The 22,152-nt window shown below is 36.0% G+C and carries 20 protein-coding genes; 1 reads left to right on the forward strand and 19 read right to left on the reverse strand.

Annotated features, from left to right (window positions below):
• The 6 genes from QZ143_RS06315 to QZ143_RS06340 form a co-directional block, all read right to left on the reverse strand.
• The coding region (locus tag QZ143_RS06315; protein WP_292882330.1) for a hypothetical protein at nucleotides 1-1,853 on the reverse strand (1,853 nt) is incomplete at its 3' end.
• 362 nt (nucleotides 1,854-2,215) lie between these two features.
• The gene (locus QZ143_RS06320) at nucleotides 2,216-5,611 is read right to left on the reverse strand and encodes a lectin like domain-containing protein (protein WP_292882333.1); all 3,396 of its coding nucleotides are present in this window, start codon (nucleotides 5,609-5,611) and stop codon (nucleotides 2,216-2,218) included.
• A 155-nt stretch (nucleotides 5,612-5,766) separates the two neighbouring features.
• Entirely contained in the window at nucleotides 5,767-7,584 is a 1,818-nt protein-coding gene (locus tag QZ143_RS06325; RefSeq protein ID WP_292882339.1) for a hypothetical protein, read from the reverse strand.
• A 331-nt stretch (nucleotides 7,585-7,915) separates the two neighbouring features.
• Nucleotides 7,916-11,401, reverse strand: a complete 3,486-nt coding sequence (locus QZ143_RS06330; protein WP_292882341.1) for a hypothetical protein — start codon at nucleotides 11,399-11,401, stop codon at nucleotides 7,916-7,918.
• Between the two features lie 186 nt (nucleotides 11,402-11,587).
• Nucleotides 11,588-11,764, reverse strand: coding sequence for a hypothetical protein (locus tag QZ143_RS06335; protein WP_292882344.1), 177 nt, complete (start codon nucleotides 11,762-11,764; stop codon nucleotides 11,588-11,590).
• 301 nt (nucleotides 11,765-12,065) lie between these two features.
• Nucleotides 12,066-12,584: a MarR family transcriptional regulator gene (locus QZ143_RS06340; RefSeq protein WP_292882347.1), complete on the reverse strand. Its 519-nt coding sequence runs from the start codon at nucleotides 12,582-12,584 to the stop codon at nucleotides 12,066-12,068.
• Nucleotides 12,585-12,849: 265 nt separating this feature from the next.
• On the opposite strand from QZ143_RS06340, the gene QZ143_RS06345 reads away from it, so the two are divergent.
• On the forward strand, nucleotides 12,850-13,053 hold the full coding sequence (locus QZ143_RS06345; protein ID WP_292882349.1) for a hypothetical protein: 204 nt from the start codon (nucleotides 12,850-12,852) through the stop codon (nucleotides 13,051-13,053).
• 150 nt (nucleotides 13,054-13,203) lie between these two features.
• Here QZ143_RS06345 and QZ143_RS06350 read toward each other — a convergent pair whose 3' ends face one another.
• The 13 genes from QZ143_RS06350 to QZ143_RS06410 form a co-directional block, all read right to left on the reverse strand.
• Complete coding sequence (locus QZ143_RS06350; RefSeq protein ID WP_292605852.1) at nucleotides 13,204-13,449, reverse strand: winged helix-turn-helix transcriptional regulator; 246 nt, start codon at nucleotides 13,447-13,449, stop codon at nucleotides 13,204-13,206.
• Between the two features lie 24 nt (nucleotides 13,450-13,473).
• On the reverse strand, nucleotides 13,474-13,722 hold the full coding sequence (locus tag QZ143_RS06355) for a zinc-ribbon domain-containing protein (RefSeq protein WP_292605850.1): 249 nt from the start codon (nucleotides 13,720-13,722) through the stop codon (nucleotides 13,474-13,476).
• A gap of 79 nt (nucleotides 13,723-13,801) precedes the next feature.
• A complete protein-coding gene (locus tag QZ143_RS06360) occupies nucleotides 13,802-14,680 on the reverse strand; it encodes an HIRAN domain-containing protein (protein ID WP_292605848.1) in 879 nt (292 codons plus the stop codon).
• 12 nt (nucleotides 14,681-14,692) lie between these two features.
• Entirely contained in the window at nucleotides 14,693-15,313 is a 621-nt protein-coding gene (locus tag QZ143_RS06365; protein WP_292882352.1) for a hypothetical protein, read from the reverse strand.
• Nucleotides 15,314-15,619 carry a hypothetical protein gene (locus QZ143_RS06370; protein WP_292605845.1) on the reverse strand — a complete coding sequence of 102 codons (306 nt, stop codon included), beginning with the start codon at nucleotides 15,617-15,619 and terminating at the stop codon, nucleotides 15,314-15,316.
• A 302-nt stretch (nucleotides 15,620-15,921) separates the two neighbouring features.
• A complete protein-coding gene (locus QZ143_RS06375; protein WP_292605843.1) occupies nucleotides 15,922-16,287 on the reverse strand; it encodes a hypothetical protein in 366 nt (121 codons plus the stop codon).
• Entirely contained in the window at nucleotides 16,251-17,723 is a 1,473-nt protein-coding gene (locus QZ143_RS06380) for a DUF2779 domain-containing protein (protein ID WP_292882355.1), read from the reverse strand. The genes QZ143_RS06375 and QZ143_RS06380 overlap by 37 nt, the downstream gene beginning before the upstream one ends.
• Before the next feature lie 4 nt (nucleotides 17,724-17,727).
• Entirely contained in the window at nucleotides 17,728-18,501 is a 774-nt protein-coding gene (locus QZ143_RS06385; RefSeq protein ID WP_292882358.1) for an SseB family protein, read from the reverse strand.
• Nucleotides 18,502-18,615: 114 nt separating this feature from the next.
• Nucleotides 18,616-18,912 carry a tetratricopeptide repeat protein gene (locus QZ143_RS06390; protein WP_292605837.1) on the reverse strand — a complete coding sequence of 99 codons (297 nt, stop codon included), beginning with the start codon at nucleotides 18,910-18,912 and terminating at the stop codon, nucleotides 18,616-18,618.
• A gap of 63 nt (nucleotides 18,913-18,975) precedes the next feature.
• Nucleotides 18,976-19,440: a hypothetical protein gene (locus QZ143_RS06395; protein WP_292882361.1), complete on the reverse strand. Its 465-nt coding sequence runs from the start codon at nucleotides 19,438-19,440 to the stop codon at nucleotides 18,976-18,978.
• Nucleotides 19,441-19,453: 13 nt separating this feature from the next.
• A complete protein-coding gene (locus QZ143_RS06400) occupies nucleotides 19,454-20,347 on the reverse strand; it encodes an ADP-ribosylglycohydrolase family protein (RefSeq protein ID WP_292882364.1) in 894 nt (297 codons plus the stop codon).
• The gene (locus QZ143_RS06405) at nucleotides 20,344-21,417 is read right to left on the reverse strand and encodes a CDC27 family protein (protein WP_292882368.1); all 1,074 of its coding nucleotides are present in this window, start codon (nucleotides 21,415-21,417) and stop codon (nucleotides 20,344-20,346) included. The genes QZ143_RS06400 and QZ143_RS06405 overlap by 4 nt, the downstream gene beginning before the upstream one ends.
• Before the next feature lie 315 nt (nucleotides 21,418-21,732).
• Nucleotides 21,733-22,152: peptidoglycan-binding domain-containing protein (locus tag QZ143_RS06410; RefSeq protein ID WP_292882371.1), on the reverse strand; the 420-nt coding region annotated here is incomplete at its 5' end.

A 22,152-nucleotide genomic window follows, 5' to 3' on the forward strand; every position in this document is an offset into this window, starting at 1 on the left:
AAATTCAAAGTGGAGTTATTTACGCTGATGATTGCATCCTTTAAATTAACAGTAACATTGATAGTTTTATTTTCAGCAGCAAAGTAATTTTCATTGCCGGGGAAACTGACGGTAATAACAGCAGTACCATTGGTTAATGCTTTGATTTTTCCTTTTTCAACTATGGCAACACTTGTATTGCTTGAAGTGTATGTTAAGTTGCCTGCATCAGCAGGAGTTAAAGTAGCACCTGAATCAACCACATCACCAACTTTCAAATCAACAGTAGAATTAGCGACAGTAATGTTGGTAGGACTTTTAGTATTAGTTAAGCTTAAGGTATATGATACAGTTTCAAATTTACCTGTAACGGTTGCATTTCCAACATTTTTAGCAGTGTATGTTATTTTCTCACCAATTAATGCTGAGGTTTTATCCAGTTTTCCGAGTGTTTGTGATAAAGTCAAATTGATATTCATTTTTGATGCATCATAAAAACCAACATCAGAAGTTTCATTGTATGACTGCAATACAAATGCAATTTTTGAGCTATTGCCCACCCCAATTCTACTAGAATCAGCAGTAGCATTCAAGAACAGCCAGTTAATCATGTTTACATTATGGGTTTCTGGTTTTTCATTATAATTTGTAGCATTATTTCCAAACCAGTTATTATATGCAACAACACCATTGGTTCTAACATGGATTACATCTGTGCATTTGTTATTTATAAAAATTGCATCACTAATAGTCGCATTTAAACCCACATTATTACAGTCATTAAAGTATATTAATCCAGTACGATCTGCAGTGTTATTAATATAAGTTCCAGAAATATTCACATTTGAAACAGTACCATAGAAGTCGTTTGCTCCACCATAATATTCTACAGTGTTATTAATATAAGTTCCAGAAATATTCACATTTGAAACAGCATTAAAGAAGTCGTTTGCTCCACCATAATATTTTGCAGTGTTATTAATATAAGTTCCAGAAATATTCACATTTGAAACAGCATTAAAGAAGTAGTTTGCTCCACCATCATACCCTTTTGCAGTGTTATTAATATAAGTTCCAGAACTATTCACATTTGAAACCGTACCATAGAAATAGTTTGCTCCACCATAATATTTTGCAATATTATTAATATAAGTTCCAGAAATATCTGAGTCTGAAACAGTACCTACGAAGTAGTTTGCTCCACCATCAGATTCTGCAGTGTTATTAATATAAGTTCCAGAAATATTCACATTTGAAACAGTACGTACGAAGTAGTTTGCTCCACCATGAAATGCCGTGTTATTAATGAAAGTAGCATCAATATTCACATTATCAATATCATTAAAAACATAAATAGCACCACCATAATCGGCATTACCATTTATAAAAACAATATCTTTTATAGTAATGCCACTAGTGGCATAAATATCGAATATTCCTGATGTTTTTTGGGCATCCAGAATTGTGGAATCTTTTACACCGACAATAGAGATATTATTTTGATTAATACTGATTGGTCCATTTTCATTATTGAGGTATGTTCCTGCTTTTAGATAAACAGTATCTCCTTCATCTGCACTGTTAACTGCATTTTGAATATCTCCAAATGTAAAATTTTCAACAACAATTTCTTTTCCTGTCAGTTTATCTGCCTTAGACATTGCCAGGATATTTGAATCGGATTCAAGTTTTTCGCCTAAATCATTATTTTCATCCAGACCATTATTATTGTCTAAGTCAACTTTATCTTCAGAATTACTATTCAAAGATAATTCTAGATTATCTGTCTGATTTACATCTTCTGTTGCTGATACAGCGGCAATAGAAACAATAAATAAAATCAGACATAGTAAAATTAAATAATTTCTCTTCATAATCCATTCTCCTATTATTTCCAATGAATAATATTTTGATAAAAATGTTTTATATTGAACGAACAATCTTTAAAACTATTGTTTTTATCTAAAACATTCAATACAATTAGAATTCTATCAACGAATATATTTAATATTAACTATAATGAAGATAAGACAACCTGTATATAAACTATCCATTCTGATTTTTTGCCCGTTAGAAACTATACAAATAATAGAATTATATTAACAGATATGCCAAAAACCATGAAAATTATTAATCATCTATGCAATCAAACATTGCCGATTATAAAAATAGACCTATTCCAGATGATGAATGTATAGGAAAAAATAAAAAATAGAAATTGTAGGTAGAGTTCTACCTACTTAACAGTAATTTTTGGTTTTACAGTTTTAGCATTGTAGTATTTGTTTCCTGCAAACTTGACAACAGCAGTGAACTTACCTTTTTTAGTCAATTTAGTGATTTTAAAGGTCGCTTTACCTTTCTTGTTGGTTTTTGCTTTGTATGTTTTCTTGTTGACCTTAAGGGTAAGTTTTACATTCTTCATAACCTTGTTTTTGTTGGTTTTTAAGGTTACAGTGTATTTTTTGGTTTTTACAGACCTTTTAAATGTTTTTGCTTTGGCAGACAATTTTGGAGTTGCCTTTTTAAGAGTTATTTTAACGGTTTTGGTTGCCTTGTTATACATGATGCTTCCATCGTATACTACAGTTGCCTTATAGCTTCCCTTCTTCGAAAGATTGGTGATTTTAAAGGTTGCCTTTCCCTTGGAGTTGGTGGTGGCCTTATATGTTTTGCTGTTTAACTTCAAAGTGACTTTCACATTCCCGATTGCCTTTCCAGCATTGTTCTTTAAGGTTATTGTATACTTCTTGGTTTTGGTGGTTGCGAGGAACGTTTTCTTATTGGCCACAATCTTTGGAGTGGACTTTTTGGGTTGAAGGACAGTAATGTCATAGGACATTTCAAGTCCAGTCAACAAATCAACGGCAGTCAGCACATATTTGCCCGGCTTTTGATTGATGTCTAAGCTGGCATTTCCGTTTTTATCGGTTGGCCGGCTATAGGATACGCCATCAATTTTCATTTCAATGCTTGCATTTGCAGCAGGATTTCCGGCAGTGTCAATCAGTGAAATGTAAAACTTTGATCCGTCTCCATAGCGTTTAACCAAATCTTTGGCTATCAGTGTAGGCAATACTTCTATATTGTTTTCAGTGCTGAAATTCACGTAGCGGGTCCTGATTGTATAGTTGCCCGGATTCAGGTCAATTTCCAATTTGGCCACTCCGTTTTCATCGCTTATGCATGTATGGTTAATGCCGTCAACCTCAAAGAATATGACTTTATTGGCCTCACCTATTTTAGCTTCAAACATGGAATCGTTTTTATAGATTTTAACCATGTCTTCTGCAATTATTCCAAAATCGAATGTGAAAGCCTTTAAGCAGACGACTGCATTTGAAAATTCGGCATAACTTAGGCTGCCTGAGTTTTGATAGAGAGCGTTATGTACATAATGCAGGTCTATCCAGTTGATGCCGTCTGGACTTATGAAGGACTGGTTTGGAGATGAAGACGTATTTGCAATCCATTCATCGACATCGCAGCTGATTGGAATCGGATATGTGCAGTTTGGAGTGGTTAACTTTATTGTTATCCTGAAAACGTCATTTTTGTTCAGCCAAACGTAATCGCTCAATTTGACTGTACTGTATCCGGGATTGTGAATGACACCGCATTGGGTGTGTGCAAGATTGTCGTTGACATAGACATAAGCTTCGTAGGTGGAATCGACCCCGAAGGTATATAGACTGAATGCTGCAAGAGGGTAAGAGTTGTTTGAAACGAACTGATTGGAAAGCCATGCTGTTTGGTTATTGAATCCTAAATTGACAAGTGTTCCGGCAGGATCATAATAATAGTTCTCCCTATAGTTGTCTGTATTCTCCACATTCACTATTGCAAAGGGAATGTTTTCCTTTGAAAGTGTCAGGTCATAATATGAGATGTAGTTGAAGCCCTCGCCTTCATAATAGATTGTCTTATTCAATTTTGTGTTATATTCGCTTGTACCGAAACTGTTTTTTAATATGAATGCTCCATCGGGAATGTTTTCACCAAAATTGGATCCGGGATAGTTATCATCCCATCCGACGATATCGACTACATGGGTAGAAAACTGAGGCAATTCCGCTAACGGTGAAACTTCACTTTCAAAGGTTGTTCCATTGACTGTCTTGATTTCAGGTTGAATAAATTTATATCCGATAACGACAGAACCGTATTTCAACACTGCAAGCTTTAACTGAACAATATCCATTACCGGAAGATATGCAACATCCTGAACATGTTTAATGACAGTCAGATTGGTTGGTGATACCTTGGAGCTTTCATTGAATGGATCGTCACTGGCATTGACAGGTCCTGACCATCTGCTCCAGTATGCAAGCGTTTTGGCAGTTCCGCCTCCCCTCAAGAATGCCCAGCCGCCATTCGTATATGGACCCATTATGTTTTTCTGATGGTTTTCAGAAAAGTTATACAGTCTGTTTTCACTTTCCAAAAGATATGACTCCAAAGCACCGATTGCAGCAAAAGCCCAGCAGGTACCTGAATTTCCCTGGTTCTTGACTGGGGAGACATATGATATGCTTGTGCCGTTTTCCAGAGTAACGTTTCTAAGGTCATACTTTGCCGGAATGAATGCATCTGTCTCATCAAATACCTTGTCAAATACCATCGGCCAAAAGAGAGCATAGATTATGTCCTCATCACCGATGCAAGAATTGTTTTCTACAGTGCAGGCTTTCAGATTGGCCTTACCGATTATGGTATAAAGTGTATCCTCGATTCTGTTTCGGGTGTTCTGGGTGTTGTTTGCAATTGTGGTGTTTTCCACATTCACAATGCCGTAATTGAATATTGAGCTTCCGTAGCCATATTCCCCATTTATTGAATTGTTGATGAATCTTGAATTTCTTATATTGCTTTCATATTGATAAAAGGCAATTGCTCCTCCAAAGGGAGACTTGGCACTTACGGAATTATTGATGAAATCACATCCATCTATCGAATTGATTGAAAGCATGCTGAAGATGGCTGCGGAGGAATTGGTTGCCCTATTATTTATGAATGAGACATTGGTAAATCCAGCTATTGAATTTGCAACATATGCAGAACCTCCGTTCGCTGCAGAATTGTCTGAAAAGAAACAGTCGATAAAATGGAGTGTTGAAAGGGATGCATATACTGCCCCTCCATTTGATGCTGAACAGCCAGCAAAAGTGCAGTTGCTCAAGATGCCGTCTTTTCCATTCCAGTTAATGGCCCCGCCATTGCCGGTGAATTGGGCATTGATGAATTTCAAATTCTTTAGAGTCACATTGCCTGCAGTCACGCTGAATATTCTGGAGATGTGTTTTCCATCCAGAGCGTTTCCACCTCCGTCAATGGTAATTGACCTATTGATTTTGATTCCGCCTGTTGAGCCGTCAGAATATTTATAGTCTTTTGTAAGGTTCAACACTCCCCCATCCTCAACGGCGCTGATCTTTTTAGCCAAATCATCGAAAGTGCCGTTATCCGAATCATTAGCGCCAATTAACTGATTGTCACAATCGGCACCTATAACATCATCAGATATTTCCATGCCGACAACTTCATCCGTATCATTATCTGCCGCACTCACCGCTGAAACGGCAAGTATAAAAGAAAGAATTACTGTTATCACAATTAATTTCCTATTAAACAAAACAGTCCTCCCCAATATGAACTTATTAATTGATAAGTAAATTTGTTTAAGATAAAATATATTTTTTTTGATAACTTTCCAAACAGGGAAACTTTAATTAAAAAAGTGACTTTACATCACTTCAGAATTTAAAAAAAGAAATGAAAGAAGTACAATCATATAATTTTAATTGTACTTTTGGCTGAAACCAGATATTTTATATTGTCGGTGTATATGATTACCCTATGGCTGCCGACAGCCAATGATTTTGTTTTAAGCTGGGCAACTCCTTTGCTGTTGGTTTTGATGGAGCGAACCTTGCCGTCGATTTTTACCTTTAAAACCAGTGCCTTGACAGGTTTACCGGTTTGTTTGTTTTTAACGGTGACATTAAATATCTTGGACTCGTTGGCGAGTGTTGTCAATTTTGGAGCGCTGACAACAGTCATTGTTTTTATCAGCTTGTCGATGTTTCCCATTTTGACATCTCCAATGAATTTTGAAGATGGAGTCATAGGAAGACTGTTCTTGGATATGAATTTGTTCCTAAATTTGATATCATCCTTCAAATATCCTGTACTGCTTCCAACCAGACGTCCGTTGTCATTTGCAGCATAAACCTTTAAGGTTGAAGTTGTCTTGCCTTCCTTGGTTGTGGCTTTCCAGTGGAATGCTGTTGCATCCCTCCTGTTGACACCATATGAATCGGATGCAGCAATTTTAATTGCAGCCTTTACGGGATTTTTGCTGAAATGAGCATATTTTCCATGATAGAACAATGATCTTCCATTCGGAGCCTTCAAATACTCACCCGGCTTTAGAGTACCGTATATAATTCCACTGCTCCAAACAACAGCATATTTGCCGTTAGGAGCCTTTATTGAGAAATGGCCCAATCCCAACTCTCTTTCATAACCTAGAATCTTTTTCAGATAGGATTTTTGGATTTTACCAGATTTTGCCATCTTGCCTGCCAGCTTTTCGATGGCCTGATTTATGCCATGATTGTCGATACCTCCTGTTCCTGCCATCCATCCGTCTGCAGTTGTCAAAAGATGGAAGAAATAGCTGTTGGTCTTATATTGCTTTACGGTCACCTTGCCGTTTAACTTGTATTTTACAATATGCAATGTTTTGGCATTGGTTGCATCCCTTCTAAATCCTGCAACCGCTTCGGTATTGCTTACCTGAACATACAGTGATGTGCAGCCCATTTCAGCAGTTTCCTTAATAGTCAGGAATGATATGGCTTTTTTAGCATTCAGATACCTGTTCTTTTTAAGAGAAGTGACGACCCTATACTGTCCGACCTTAAGGTTCTTTTTAAGTTTTGCAACTCCTTTGGCGTCAGTGGTTGCCCAATATGTTCTGTGCTTGCCGTTTTTAATAACCTTGAAAGCTACCTTGATACCCTGAACGGGATTTTTGGTGACCTTATTTATAACCTTTGCCTTGAAATAGAAGCCTGATTCGAAATAGGTTTTGAAGTCCTTTGCTGTGAGTTTGAGGCTGGCCTTGTTTACCTTAACCATTGCGTTTGTGCTGCTTGCAGTGTAGTTTTCATCACCTGCAAAGTTAACCGAAGCGTCATATGTTCCGGGTTTTAGGTTAAGTTTCAATACAGCCTTTCCGGCATCGTCTGTGACTTTGGTGTAAACTCTGTTGTTTATTGAAATGGAAATATTTTTGCCTGAAACAGGCTGATTGTTGCCGTCTTTAAGATAACTTACCAATTGGGATTTTTCCTTATAGTAAGTGGTTACGTCCTTGGCTTTCATTTTCGTATTCATTTGGCCTTGATTATCCCCAATGTCCTGTATGGATTGGTTAGCATCACTTTTGATGTCACTAACAATTGGGTTTTCAATGCCCTGAGCGGATGGTCCGTCATCCAAAGAAATTTCATCAGTCAAATTATCAGTTGCCGAAACCGTTCCAATAGCCAGAAAAACCAAAATCAGCATTGAAACAAACAAAACTTTCCTATCTAACATAAGCTTATCCTCATTTAATTATTATTATTTTATTACTATTTTAATCTTTGCCGAAATTTTTTGATTGAGGATACATGAAATGACTGATTTATATTTCATTTGTATAACTTTTTGTTATTTGACTGGCGACAGCATTTTTTCTTTTCCTGCTGCAAAAACAACACAGCAATATTCAAAGAAATCAATGAATATTTTTATAGTTTCTTTCAAAAACAGCCAAATAAACAGTCAATAATTAAAGCAAATAGATATTATTATGAAAAAATAGTGCAATCATACAAGCGAATGTATAGTGAAAAAAGAAAAAAAGGAAAAGTAACTGCCGAAGCAATTACTTTTTGATTTTTGCAGTCTTTTTGACAGTATCTTTCAGGTATGTTGCCTGATAGGTTGCCTTTTTGCCGACTTTGAGGTTTTTTACCACACTAGGATTTTTAATGGTAATCTTTGCGACACCTTTGCTGTTTGTTTTTGCGGTTGCCACTTTCTTACCATTGATTTTGAATGTGATTGTTTTTTTAGCAAGATATTTGCCGTTTGCCTTAGCCAGTGTTGCCTGCAAAGTCAGTTTTTTGGCAGATTTCTTAAGGGTTGCTGTTTTTAGTGTTACAATGTGTTTTACTGTTATTGTTTTAGTTACTTTTTTACCCAATGCATTTATGGTTATTTTGTATTTTCCAGGCACCTGAGTTATTTTAAACTTGGCAATGCCATTTAATGATCTTAGTGTTTTTGAAATCTTGCCAGTAATTTTAACTCTAACGCCGTTTGCAAGTTTGCCGTCATTTCCGTAAACTTTTATTGTGTAGTATGAACCTGCAGAATAGACAACATTGACATTTGATGCTACAATCTTCGGATCAACTACAACTGTAGGAGTGGCATTGTCTGAACCATTATCGGAAGGGGTTGTATTTCCTGACTCATTGCCTGAAGGAACTTTAACTTCATTTACTTTAAATGAAGCAGTCTTTTGAGACGCAGTGAAATACTCACTTCCAGCATAATAAACAACAGCATCATATGTTCCAACAGCCAAACCAGGGACAGCCTGACTAGCCACACCATTCCTGACAGAAACAGTATAATTGGAACCACCAACACTCAACAAAACACTGCCAGAAATAGTCTCATTCAAAGAAATCTTAACAACAGCACTTTGACCAGCATCAACATCATCCACACTCACAGACAACTTAGGGTCAATCTTGGTTGCATTTGAATTAATAACTTTAAAGTAATCATAAAATCCGTTCGCCCACCACCATGTTGTGTATGAGAATCTGAAAAAGCCGTACTTGTCACTTGTAACATTGAAATTATCCAGACTCCAATATCCTGCAGGAATGTCTGAGGCTTTGAAAATGGCTGTGCCGACATAAGGAATAGTTATTTCCTTATATTCATGATCACCACCTATCCTGTAAATCATTATGGTAACGTTACCTGATGAATCTTCAGGCATTTGGACTGTAAATACTGCCTCATCCCCACTGGCGACACTTGCCAATGTAACATTATCCGGCCATATGATAAACCTTTCATAATCTTCAATTTCATAGTCGCTTCTTACATATAGAATTTTAATACCCCATAATCCCATTTCATCATATTTAAGAGGTATTGTAGCCACTCCATTTAAAATAGGCACATTATCCATAATCAAATCTTCATAATCTATTCCGGCATAAACCTTCATGTATCCGTGTGCATTTTTTGGAACTTTAATTTTATATTCAATGTTTTGCCCAATTTGGAGGTGTTCCTTATCATCAGGTCCGATTACATCAAATACTTTCAGTTCTACGTCAAAATCATAATCTTCAACCTCATAGTCATCGCCTTCATATTTTACGACAAACTGCTCATAAGATTTTAATTCATTAGAAAATTGGCTGAGAGCGATTTGAGCTTTTCCACCTATAAATTCAGAACTTGCAACCTTTTTATAGACATAATCACCTTCATCACCATCCCAATCCTTGAGATAAACAGTTAAGTTACCTCTTGCATCTTCAGGCATGTATAATGTAATCAGTGAATCTTTCAAATCATCAACGAATACATCATTGTTGAAGTTTCGATTTATTTGATAGTATATGGTTGTATTGAATCTTACTGTTTCAGCAGGATATTTTTTGTCACCGCCGTATATTACTGTTGTTTCATATTTACCTGCTAGAATGCCTGTAATATGGAATGTAGCTTTGCCGTCCTTAACAGTTTCCTTGAATTCTTTTCCATTAATTATTACCTTTACATCACCTGTAGCATCATTTGGCAAATATACAGTTGCTTCACCGTCATCATAAATCAAATCACCGAAATCTAGATAATATCTGTATTTTGCATTGACACTGCCAGTTTTGCTTGAAGAGGCATAATTTCCATTTTGATAAGCAAGGGTTACTGTGTGATTTCCATAGCTCAATGAATCCAAATCGAAATAAACATTTGAACCGGTGATTTTTTCGCTTTCAGTTTCAACGCCGTCCACTATCAATTTTGCTTCACCAGTTACATCTTTTGCAATCACAATATAGGCTGTGGATGAACTGCCATAGTTTTCTCCAATAATAATATTCTCAGGGATGTAAAAGTTAATGTAAGTCACATTGAATGAATCATAAGCTGTTGAAGGAACGAAATAGTCATCACCGGAAACTTCAAATCTCACATCATGTTTTCCCAATGTCAAATTGCCTGTTTCAATATATACATATCCATCATTCTCTACACCATAAAAAACGTCATCAACATAGATTTTTACATCACAATCATCAATATTGAACCATGCATGATAGCTTTCTTTGCCTTTTACAATAACCTGATAGTCATGTTCATAAAGTTCCAATTTAGTTTTAGGATCTTGATCCGTTATTGTAGGATGGAAATAATCACTATAACGATAACCGTCTTCGCCTTCAAAATATAAATATAACTCATCACTATAATCAAATTTTGAAGCATTTATGACAAATTTTCCTTTTCCATTAACGACATTGTATGTTTTTTCTTCATCACCCACATTCACAGTCAAAATACCACTGTAATTGTCAGGCAATATAAAATCACAGTCATACACTCCATTTTTCCACATTTTTGCGGGGAAAACAACTTTTGGATTGAATGAAACACCTATACTGTACATTTCATCATATACATCAGTATCCATTCCTTTCATGCCCACTAAATAATCGCTTCCTGTGTAATTTGCATAAATTTTGTGATATCCTGGGCCAAAACCTGACAGGGATTCATTGACAATTCCGTTTTCGACTTTGACATTTTTGATTAGGGTCAATACAGGACGATATCCATATTCATCATCCCATGAATATTCAACTTTATATATGTTCAAATCCCCTTTTGCATCACTCGGCAATTCCAATGTAAGGTATGCCACCCCATCATATAGGATTTCTTGTGGAACAATCTCAACCAAATATTTAACATTTATCAGACAGTAATCAGTTTTAACAGGTCCACGGTTAGGGATATATGAAAAGCTGATGTTGTTTTTGCCCATTTTTAAATCCTGTGCCTTGACAACAATAGTGCCAATATCTTCTTTTGAAATCGTGTATTTTTTACCGTTAACCACATATTCGATACTGCCTGCAATGGAAGGAAGCGATACATAAAATTCAACATCCTCACCATAGCCAAAATTATACGTATCCTCATCAACAGGATATACATAGAATTTATATGTAAACTCAACATTGGCGGATTTTACAAATCCATCATGACTTTCATCACCGGAATAAATAAAGTCCACCTTATAAGTTCCATAATCGAGATTAAGAATATTCAACTCGCTTAACTCAACATAACCATAATCTAAATCAGTAGTATTATAAACTTCACTTCCATTAACATGGATTGCAACAGAACCGCCTATATCATCATAAAAATCATAAGAAAGAAATTCAGATTCTTCAACATCAATATTAACGCTTTTAGCAAAAGTTATATCATAGTCATCTTCAAAATATTCATATTAGTCCGTCAGATTTTCATCATTTTCAACGACAGCAAGCTTATCAACGTCCAAGCCTGTCTGCTCGTTTGAAACTGTCAGGTTATCTGAATCATGACCATCAGATGCACTGACAGCACCTATTGCCAATATTGCCAACAGCAATATGCTGACAACCATTATACTTTTAAACTTCATAATTCTTTCTCCCATAATGCATGTAAAATATTGGATATTCTACATAAGTAACATTATATGAAATAATCTTTGTAAAAAAATAAATATAAGTCAACTAAAGCAATTGCTTTCATTAAGATGATTTTTATTACGAACAAAAAATGATTAAAAAATAATAAAATTATCCGCTACTTTTTAGTTAAATTTGATTTATAGTTAACGAACAAATATTACTGATCAAAAGCCCCATTAAATTGCAATAAATTAAAAAAAATAAATAAAGAACTAACAAGGAGAGTTTTTGAATTATGAAAAATATATTTTATTTCTGAATGTCTTCAATTGTAATAATAATTTTTTTAAGCAGAAATTTCAAAATGTGAAGTTCTTCTATGCTGAAATAGTTCAATAATTTAGATTCAGTTTCCCAATCAACATCCTGAACCGATTCAAGCATTTCAAATCCCTTATCGTATAGTGAAACTAATTTTCTTCGCCGGTCATTTTCATCTATTTTTCTCATGATTAAATTTCTTTTTTCTAAATTTTCAAGTTCACGAGTCACTGTTGCTCCATTAACCCTTAAAAGAGATGCTATTCGATCCTGTGAAATATTTTGTTCCTGACAGAGAACTAATAATATCCAAAACTGGTTTGGATTTATATTCAATTCAGATAAATATTTATCAAAAAAGTTAAGATATTGGCGGGCGACAAGTCCGAAGAAAAATCCTATGGGCACATTATCAAGTTCATTGTTATCCATTGAATAAATATCCAATATCTCCGGTTGATTAATTTCGGATTTACCACTATTTTTGTTATTTGAATTTAAATCCATATGAACACACTCTTGTTAATATATTTATATTCATATATCTATTTAAATAAAATATGAAGAAAAAGTATTAGAAAAGAAAAAAGCTAGAAATCAGCAAAAAATAGAATCACATCTGGCTTTAGCAGATGCAAGAATTGATGATGCATTAGATGATGCAGACATAGCCATTACTATTTTATCAAATGATGTTCAATCAGCAATCGAAAACAATGGTGAAGATGCTGATTTAATTCTATTTAAAGCTGACAACCTTTTAGAAGAAATATTGTTAAGAACACAATTAAGAATTCAAATGGCTAAAAATGAATTAATTGCAAACCTTCAAGAAGACCTTGACGACACTATAGAAACAATAAATATTGAAGAAAGCATTTCTGAACTTAAAGATAAAACAGCTACTACAATAACCACTTTAGAAGGAAAAATTGCAGCCGAAAAAGAAGATTTCAATAAAAAATATGGTGAATAAACAATTTCATCATATTTATTTTTCATTTTTAAATAATTTTACAATATTGGAATACATCACTCTCTAACATCACCAATCATCAATGGCAAATAGGGATTGTGCAACTTTTGGTTCCTTTTGACCAGCTTCATGTTTGTTTTGGCATAATAATCAAAGATTTTCACTAACCTTCTCGCCCTTATCGGTAAGTCTGTACAGTCTGCCTTTCCTGACTTCAGGATTGATGCATTCAATAATCTCATGCTCCCTTAACTGCCTAAGGACATTGGATATATGATTTTGAAAAATTTCTGTATCCCTTGCAATCTGTGATGGCATTTTTGCATCATTATCCAGAGACTTCACTACCTTGAATCTATATTGGGAGCGTTTGACATAATCGATTTCATCCGTCATAATACCTGTCCCCTAATCGTTGATTTAATGAAAACTGAATATTGCAAATGCAATGAATATGACCACCAGACAAATGCAGCAGGATGTCCAGTCCGATAGTCTTCCATCATTTCCGGAATCCGTATTGGCTTTCTGATAGTCATCATCGGTTTCGACTGTAGGAACATGCACTATTTCCTCTTCGGGAATATCAGTTTCATTCAAATTCATGCCACAGTTTCTGCAGAATTGAGCATTGTCTGGATTTATTGTATTACAATTTGGACATTTCATAAAAAAGACCTCTTCGAAAGTCTAATAAATACTTCACTGTTTAGAGATTTGTTTAAAAGCATATAAAAATTATTGGTATTCATCCAACCAGCCTTCCAATGGCAAACTGTATATCAGCATATCTTTCGAGATACAGCACATATTCAGCCGAAGCCACACCATGAATCCTGTCCTTGATTTCGGACGCAGATGATGTCAGATAATATTTCGTATAGTCACTGTTTGCAACATAGCCTATCTTTTCATCATCAACAAATACCGCAATGGCATCACGGTCGAATTCATTGTAGGGTTCCCTTACAAGCTTCAATTCCATTCCAGGCACAGGATTAATGCCTGTTGTGTAAAAATGCCTTCCGGCAATAGTGAAAAGCTCCGATTTGTCATGGCTTTTAATGCTTTCGACATTTTTCTGATATTTCTTTTCATAGTCTATGTAAAAATCAATCGTATCCCTTTGACTGAAATAATCTCCAATCTTTTCTTCGCTTTTATCTCCCGGAAGCGCATCGATTGCCCTTTTGTTAATGTCCCATGCATCATATAATGTGGGAAGTCCGTCAGGCTTTTTCTTTGCCTCTTCGATAAGTTCGCCTGCCCAATAGCGAAGCATCCTTGCCTTGTTGTCACAAACCAGATTATTGCGGGACAGTCCAAGGGATGTGTTATAGCATTCTTCCGCCTCACTGTATCTTCCCATGAAATCCAGGATAATTGCCTTGATGTTCCAGTTTCCGGCATTCAGGCCATTCATGTCCAGTGCAAGATTAATATATTGAAGTGCATCTTCATATTTGTGTTGGTTGCAAAGATCCCATGCCTTTCTTGAATACTTATCAGCTTCTAGTTTATCTGGGAAATGATCATCTTCCTCATCGTCGTTTCCATAACCCTGATTCTGGGCATCCATAAAACCGTCACCCCAGTCCACCGGGTCTCCTATATGCCATTCATACATTTTATCACCTTTCTAGCAAAAGAATTCATAAAATTCATGGAAAGGACAGACATGGTTAAATTCAAGTTTTCTTTTGGCAAAATCAATATTATAATCGAAATGATCACTGCATCCGTCCTTTTCAAACATCACCTTGCTTTTGAAATCCCCATTCACTACAAGCCTTCCATTGCTGAAGGAAAAATCATGTCCCCCGAAGCAAAATGCATACCTGTAGCCATTTTCTTTTTCAATTTTTTTAACTGCATTTATAAACCAGGTCCTGGATTCCAGGTTGTCATGGTAAGTAGTGCCTCCCAGATATTCAATCTGAGAGAAATTCAAATCATAAAGCAGCCTAAATTCAGTTGCCACATATTCATTTTCAACCCTGAATGTCATTATGATTTCATCATCCCTTTTGTGCATGGAAACTATGCAGTTTCTTGCATTGATTTCAACGGAATTGATTATATTGTCTATATGGTGTTGATTCAGATTTAAGCGTCTCATACGTGATGGAAAAACAGTATAAGGAACATTATCAAAATCCATTTTTTGTGAAGCAACACCACCATTTCGTCCGCCATCTCTTGTCTCACTAACCAGATAAGGCAGTTCATTTTCATCTTCCATGAAATGTCTATCTCTCATTTAATTTCCTCCCCTCATTTCATCCAATCTTTTGCGCAAATTTGAAAATGTTCCGTTTTGACTATATTCATCAAATAGCGATTCCTCACCGCAATGATGGTCTGCCCTTTCGATGAAGGTGTAAATTGTTACGATCTCTTCAAACGTCAAGTTTTCCTCTGACAGTTCCAAAAGGCCAGTTTTGGAATATTTCTTTTCCATCTTATCCATATTTTCAAGATAGTCAATATCAAAAGCCGGATGTCTGCAACTGGGACAATTAAGATACCCTTCAATGAGTTTTTCACCGCAAAAATGACAATCCATATTTTTACACCTCACCAAATCCATATTTAATTTTGTGTGTTAGTTGTTAATAACTTTTTTCTATAGTGAAAATTCATCAATGAGTTTTCAACAAATCCTTGCCATCATTATGCCCACTGGAATTTCAGATTTTGTAATCACAAATCACCATAATGTGAACTTCAACATCATTTTCCTAACACCAACAACCCATTATTTTTAACATATGCCAAAATATGATAAAAGTTTCCAGTGCCATGTATAGCTTTAATTACAGGCACTTGCCAAATGTTTTAGGTATCTTTCCAAGTACCGCCAAAAAATCAGAGTTTCCAGACATCCATCTTATTTTTCTTATCAAAATATTGATTAGGGTTCTGGACGCTGTCAATGGAGGGGTTCGACGAAAACATTGCACATGTTTCACTCGGATTTGTGTGGCCCTGACCCTTTGTGCAGACCACACTCTTTGAGAATCCTTTCAACTGCACTTCCACTCTCCAATGCCGGCAGTTCAGGCATACCTTATCATAGTTTACATCACCTATAGAGATTCCATCAATTTCATGCATTGAATCACCGTTAATTTCAATACCCAATCTAATTTTTTCATTAATTGCAATCCAATCATATTTAAACATTGAATTTTGAATTAAACATCCCCAGTCAATTGCCCGAATTTTTCCCAAATCTTTACCATAGCTAAAGTGTCAAGCCTGCAGTATTCAAGCAGTGCTTTTCTTATTGGTTTTTGCTCTTCAGATGATTTATTTTTCAAGCTTAAAAATGCATTTGATGCCTCATCACCCTTATGCACCAATGACAATTCATTGTAATCAAGTTCAGGATCATCAGGAAATAGTGCAGGCAAAACCTTTTTGATTGAATATGAGCCTTCCATCTCCTTAGTATAATAGTTCCTTTCGCGAAACGGCACCATCAAATCAACCATGTTTGCATTGAATCTCTCCATATCCTCCTTGAATTCAGGATACATCTCACCGATTTCCTTGTTTCGTGTAGCTTCAAATGCCTTGTTGTATACGATTACGCTTCCGTCTTCCGGCATGTCAGCAATCATTCTTTTAGCGAAGTTTCTAATAAGATTATCATCATCTGCATCTGCCAGAAATTCCTTATGCTTTAATGAATCTCCTTTCTTTTCTATGATATGCAGCGAGTACTGGAAAGGAATCTGCTGATAAGGCTTTGTGCCTTCGATTTCAGGAATTGCATGCTGGCAGGTTTCATAGTCAATGAAATACAATGGATAGCTTAGAGACTTCAATACATCATCTATTGCGGATTTAATTATTTTCGGTTCCCTGTCATGAAGCTCGAAGTCAATCTGTTCCATGTATTTGGGGTTGAGGTTTTCATTTTCGAGATCTTCGAATGAAATCTTACCATCATAGTATTTCTTGAATTTGGAGCGTCTCTGCATAACTGCAATGTCAAATACATTGGGGGTCGGCAGGTTTCTTGTGCAGTACTGCCAGTAAGGGCATGAGTAGGGATTAAAGCACTGCTGCCCTATATCGATTTCCGGTTCGCTTTGTCCCAAATCATTGAAAGCAGAAATGTTGCTTTTGATTTCATCCTGCATTTGGCTGACAATATCTGTTACATCCTCTATATTGAATAGCTGAGCCATATCCAGCTCACTTCCTCTAACGTATTCATTGTTAATGTAGACAATGGCTGCTTTTTTGACATTTAATCCAGCGCTTGTTAAAACAAAGTACTGGTATGCAACGTCATCCAGGTAGATGTCCTTGATTTCTGTGGAGCTTTTCACTTCATATATTTCCACGCCGTCAGCATCATTTTTGAGAATGTCGACACTGCAGAAATTGTCATCATGACTAAAAGACGCTTCGGTAATGACATTGGGACAATCCTTCAAAAGATTTTGGGTTTTTTCAATTCTCACGCCAATGTCATTATCATAGACAACATCATCATAATCACCGAAAAGTCCCTTTGCAAGCTCTCCAACTTTTATTCCTGTTTCAAGAATAGCTTCACTGCCTTTATCAGTCGCATTATCCGGCATGTGTTCATTAAGCCATAAAATCTTTTTACACTGAACTCCTTCGCAATACCTTGATTTTGACAAGTGCACAATATCACTGTCCTTTAAATACTTCAGGACTCAAAATCAGTGATTCTGATGCTGGATTTATCACAAAATCAACTTTTGCAACCTTTACCAAGTCAGCGAAATAATATGCCTGAGGATATACATCATCTGAGTATTTTTCAAAAATCTTTTTGAACTCTTCAATGTCTGTAAACAATGGAAGATAAGACTTTTTGTTATCATCCCATATCATAACGAAACTTGTGCCTTCTTCTGCATCAACGCAGCCCACAATCATCTGGGAGGACATGAGCTCTTTTTTTAATTCATCATCCTTAATGTCCTTTTTGGCCAGAAGTTCCCTCAATGGATCAGGTTTGATATCAAACTGTGCCAAAAACGCTTCAATCGGCATGTTCAGACCAAATTCAGTGAATGGGTTGATTGAAATTATTGAATACCTGTCGCTTTGGGCAAGCATTCCAGCAAGGTCGCTCATATACATCACCATTACTGATGTGTGAACGCCTGCCTTTTGCATCATCTCTTCACTTGTAAATAACGGAACTGCCTTGTTTCCATTATCGTCAGTTAAAAATTGAATGCTGAAACCTTTCGGGCCTTCAATTACATCGCCGGGTTCTGAGTTTTCAATTCCCTTGAATGCATCCTCTCCAAAATCAATCGGCAGGAAGAGTCTGGATTTCTTTAATATATCAAATACTTCCCTTTGCATCTGGGGAGTTATGTCCTGTTTAATTAGTTCCTCCAAACGAGAATTATCAATTTCAGCATCATTTTTTAAGTTTTCTTCATCCATCTTATCACCACATTAAGCTTCAGCCCATATAATCATTAGCTTGCCACCAAAATCCGCGAGATTATTCAACAGATTTGAGAATTTGATTATGCAATCCAAACAGGACCTTTGGTTTTAAAGCTTTCCTTGCAAAGCTTTAGGGACTTTTTCGTATTCTTCCAATTCACAATATATCAATGCAAGATTATTTCTCAAAGGACAATCGTCAGGATTTGTTTCGACACCTTTTTCAAGTATATTTAATGCTTCATCAGTTTCACCTAGTTTATGGAGGGAAACTCCCTTATAGCATATTGCATTAGGATTGTATGGAAATTGACCAAGTATTTCATCACATTTTTCAATTAAAGCTTCATAATCCTGTTTTTCATATAATTCATCGCATTCTTTAAGTTGATTTTCAAAATTCATATTTAACACAACCTTGTTAAGTAACATATTTTTTAATTATCATCAATATAGTTAACTATATCCTCAATCATATAATGCGGCTAAAAAACTTAAAAGCATGCCCCCGCACTTTGGACATTCTTGGTTATCTTGCGTTATCAGTTCTATTTTCCTGCCGCACTTTGGACATTTACCATGCTCATCTTTCGGCCCAACGGCACCTTTAAGCATGACAGCCTTTTTTCGAAAGGGATATCTTTCATCCAAATCTTTTTTAAATTCTTTTTCATCAGTTTCAAGTGAAGTTATTATCTTTTCAACATTTCCCATATCATCATTATGACAGAAATTCACTTCTTTCAGGCAGTGCGGGCAGAATGATGGAATTATTTTCCCGTTGATTTTGCTGTCACGCCCCATATCAAATGTACGCATTCCCATTGAATGTATGACTATGCAATTGGTTTTCTCATCAATGAAATACCTTAAGTCATTGTCCTGGATTGTAAAATCACAGTTCAGACACATGTATTGGGTTAGCTCTCCCATGTTATTTCCTCATTCATTTTTTTAGGCAGAAATTCTCAAAGTCACTGCATATTCCAAGGACATAGTCCATTTGTGGAATGTCATCAATCCACTCCTGAGGGATATCGCCATAGTATATTCCTGCAAGCCCTCCTGTAATGGCCGCTACTGTATCTGTATCACGGCCGAGATTTACCGCCTTAAGGACTGCATCCCTATAGTTTTCAGTTTCCAAAAGGCAATAAAGAACCGCTTCAAGGGTTTTTATGACATAGCTTCTGCCTTCACTTACATGGAAATCCATTTCAAAGATATCTCGAAACTCCTCCAAATACTCTACGCCTTCATAATGTTTCTGGATTTTTTCGCATGCCCTTTGTATATGCTCTTCGATTTCAAGATTGTTTTCAAGCATTGACTTTGCTATTTCTATATAAAGCACACAGGAGATTTTGGATTTTGGATGGGCGTGTGTAAGTCCTGATACGCTTTCGATTTCATCATATGTAATGCCCGGAATGAATGCCAATGGCAGTATTCTCATTAGAGATCCGTTTCCATTGTCATATTCATCTCTTCCTCCGCATTCGTTAACCGGATATCCTCTCTCGAATCTGTTAATAGCTTCAATTGTGGTGTTTCCGTAGTCGAATACTTCATATTGGCAGTATTTGGATTCCCGAGCATATGCCACAAATTCCCTCATTATGTCCTCCAAATCAATTGCATTTTTTGCTGCAATGCTCTGCATAGTTGCCAGTGTCAGTGATGTATCGTCAGACCAGGTTCCCTTTGGCTTGTCGTATGTTCCATGACCCATCATTCCGGTTACCGGATTTTCAATCAGATATTCTCTTGGGCGAAACTCCACAGGCACTCCAAGTGCATCTCCTACTGTCAAACCTACTATTCCATCTTTTATTTTCATTCTATCACTCCATTATAACATTCGATTTTTGGTCTATTCTCCTGTTCTAGTGGGAAGCCTTTTGGCTTTTGAATCATCGGCCATCCCATGCCATTCCTTTTGATTTCAAGCTGTCCAGAGTATATCAGATTTCCATCCTCATCATAGGCATTGCCGTTGCAGGGTGCGTTTGGCCCATATCCTCTTGTAAGACACCAGTTGCCTTCAAAGCGAAGCTGTCCTGAAGGATAATATTCCTTTCCCTGAACTATTCCCTTAATGTCAAATATGCCATCACGGTATAATGTTCCGTCTTCAAAGTAGGCTTTCCCGAAACCGTATGGTGCACCGTTTAGGACATATCCTTCATATGCTATCTTTCCGTTTTCATGAAATATATTTTTTAGCCCAATTTTGTTATGGGGATGAAAGTTAACCTTGTCATAGAATTTTGACTCTGAAATTGTGATTTCACCTCTGCCGTCATCACCCTTGCATATTTTATCGACCACATCAATCAAAAAGAAAAGACCTTCAAAGTCTTTGATTTCAAATCCGTTTTTTTCGAGAAATAAAAACAGCTTTTCTTTTGCCTTGTGAGAAGATATCCTCACATAGTACTGTCTGCTTTTTACTCTTGAAGAATATTGTCTTACATGTCTCGTGAATCCTTCGATTGAATATGGAGATTGCGATTTGAGATTCACTTTCCATGCATCGACGTACTTTTCCATTTCTATCAGCTCGTCTTGCCTTAAGCTGAGGCATATATTATAATCCAATTTCATGAATGCAAGGGAGGTTTCATCATTCACTTCAAGGTCAAAAATCTCTTCAAAGCATTCGATTGCCTGACCATATTGTTCAATATCCATCAGCGCCTGTGCCTTGATGTAGTGATGATATGGATTGTCAGGATAATTGGTCTTGTCCAGAACGTCCAATGCTTCATGAGGCCTTTCAAGAAGACAAAGGCTTCTTGCCTTATAGCTTATTGCTTTTTGGTTTTCTGGGATTTCATCGCAAAGCCTTATAACCCTTTCAAAATCGTTTTTTGAAAATGCATTTTCAATTAAATTAATTATTGTCATGTTATCACCGAAAAGTTACTTTCGACAATTCATACAAAACGTCTGATATAGTGATGGTACGAATTGGCATATATATTTTGTTAATATAATGTTAGTAATTAGTGCCTTATAAATGTTTCCAATTTTAGGATTTGCTATATGTACATTTATAAAGTAAGTATATTATTAGAAAGCATGACGCTAATGTGAAATACAAATAATTAAAAGTATTGTTTTGAAATCTATTCCAATAATGCCGGTGCAAACATTGAATTATATTGAATGGTGAAATGATTTAAAAAAATAGAAAAAATAGGGAAATGAAATCCCCTATCCTTAAATTAATCCGAGTTTTAGGGCAGTCTTTTCATCAACCTTACCTGTTACCTTCAATCCTTTGTCATGCTGGAACTCTTTGACAGACCTTACAGTACAGTCCCAATAGATACCGTCTACTTTAAGGTAGTGACCTTGGTAGGTTAAATAGTATCCGTTGTTTTTCAAAGCACGTTGGATCTTTTTAACTTTTGCAGATTCTTTGCTTCCTTTTGAAACTGTTTTCCAGACCTGTTTGACCTTAATTGTAACTTTTTTGGTCACTTTCTTGTAGTATTTGTTTCCCTTAAAGGTTACGGTCGCCTTGAAGTTTCCTTTCTTGTTGAGTTTGGTGATTTTGAAGGTAGCCTTACCTTTGGAGTTGGTAGTGGCCTTGTAGGTCTTGCCTGCGACTTTCAAGTACACAACAGCTTTGCTGAT

The organism is Methanobrevibacter sp. UBA188, from assembly GCF_905234905.1.
GTDB lineage: Archaea > Methanobacteriota > Methanobacteria > Methanobacteriales > Methanobacteriaceae > Methanocatella.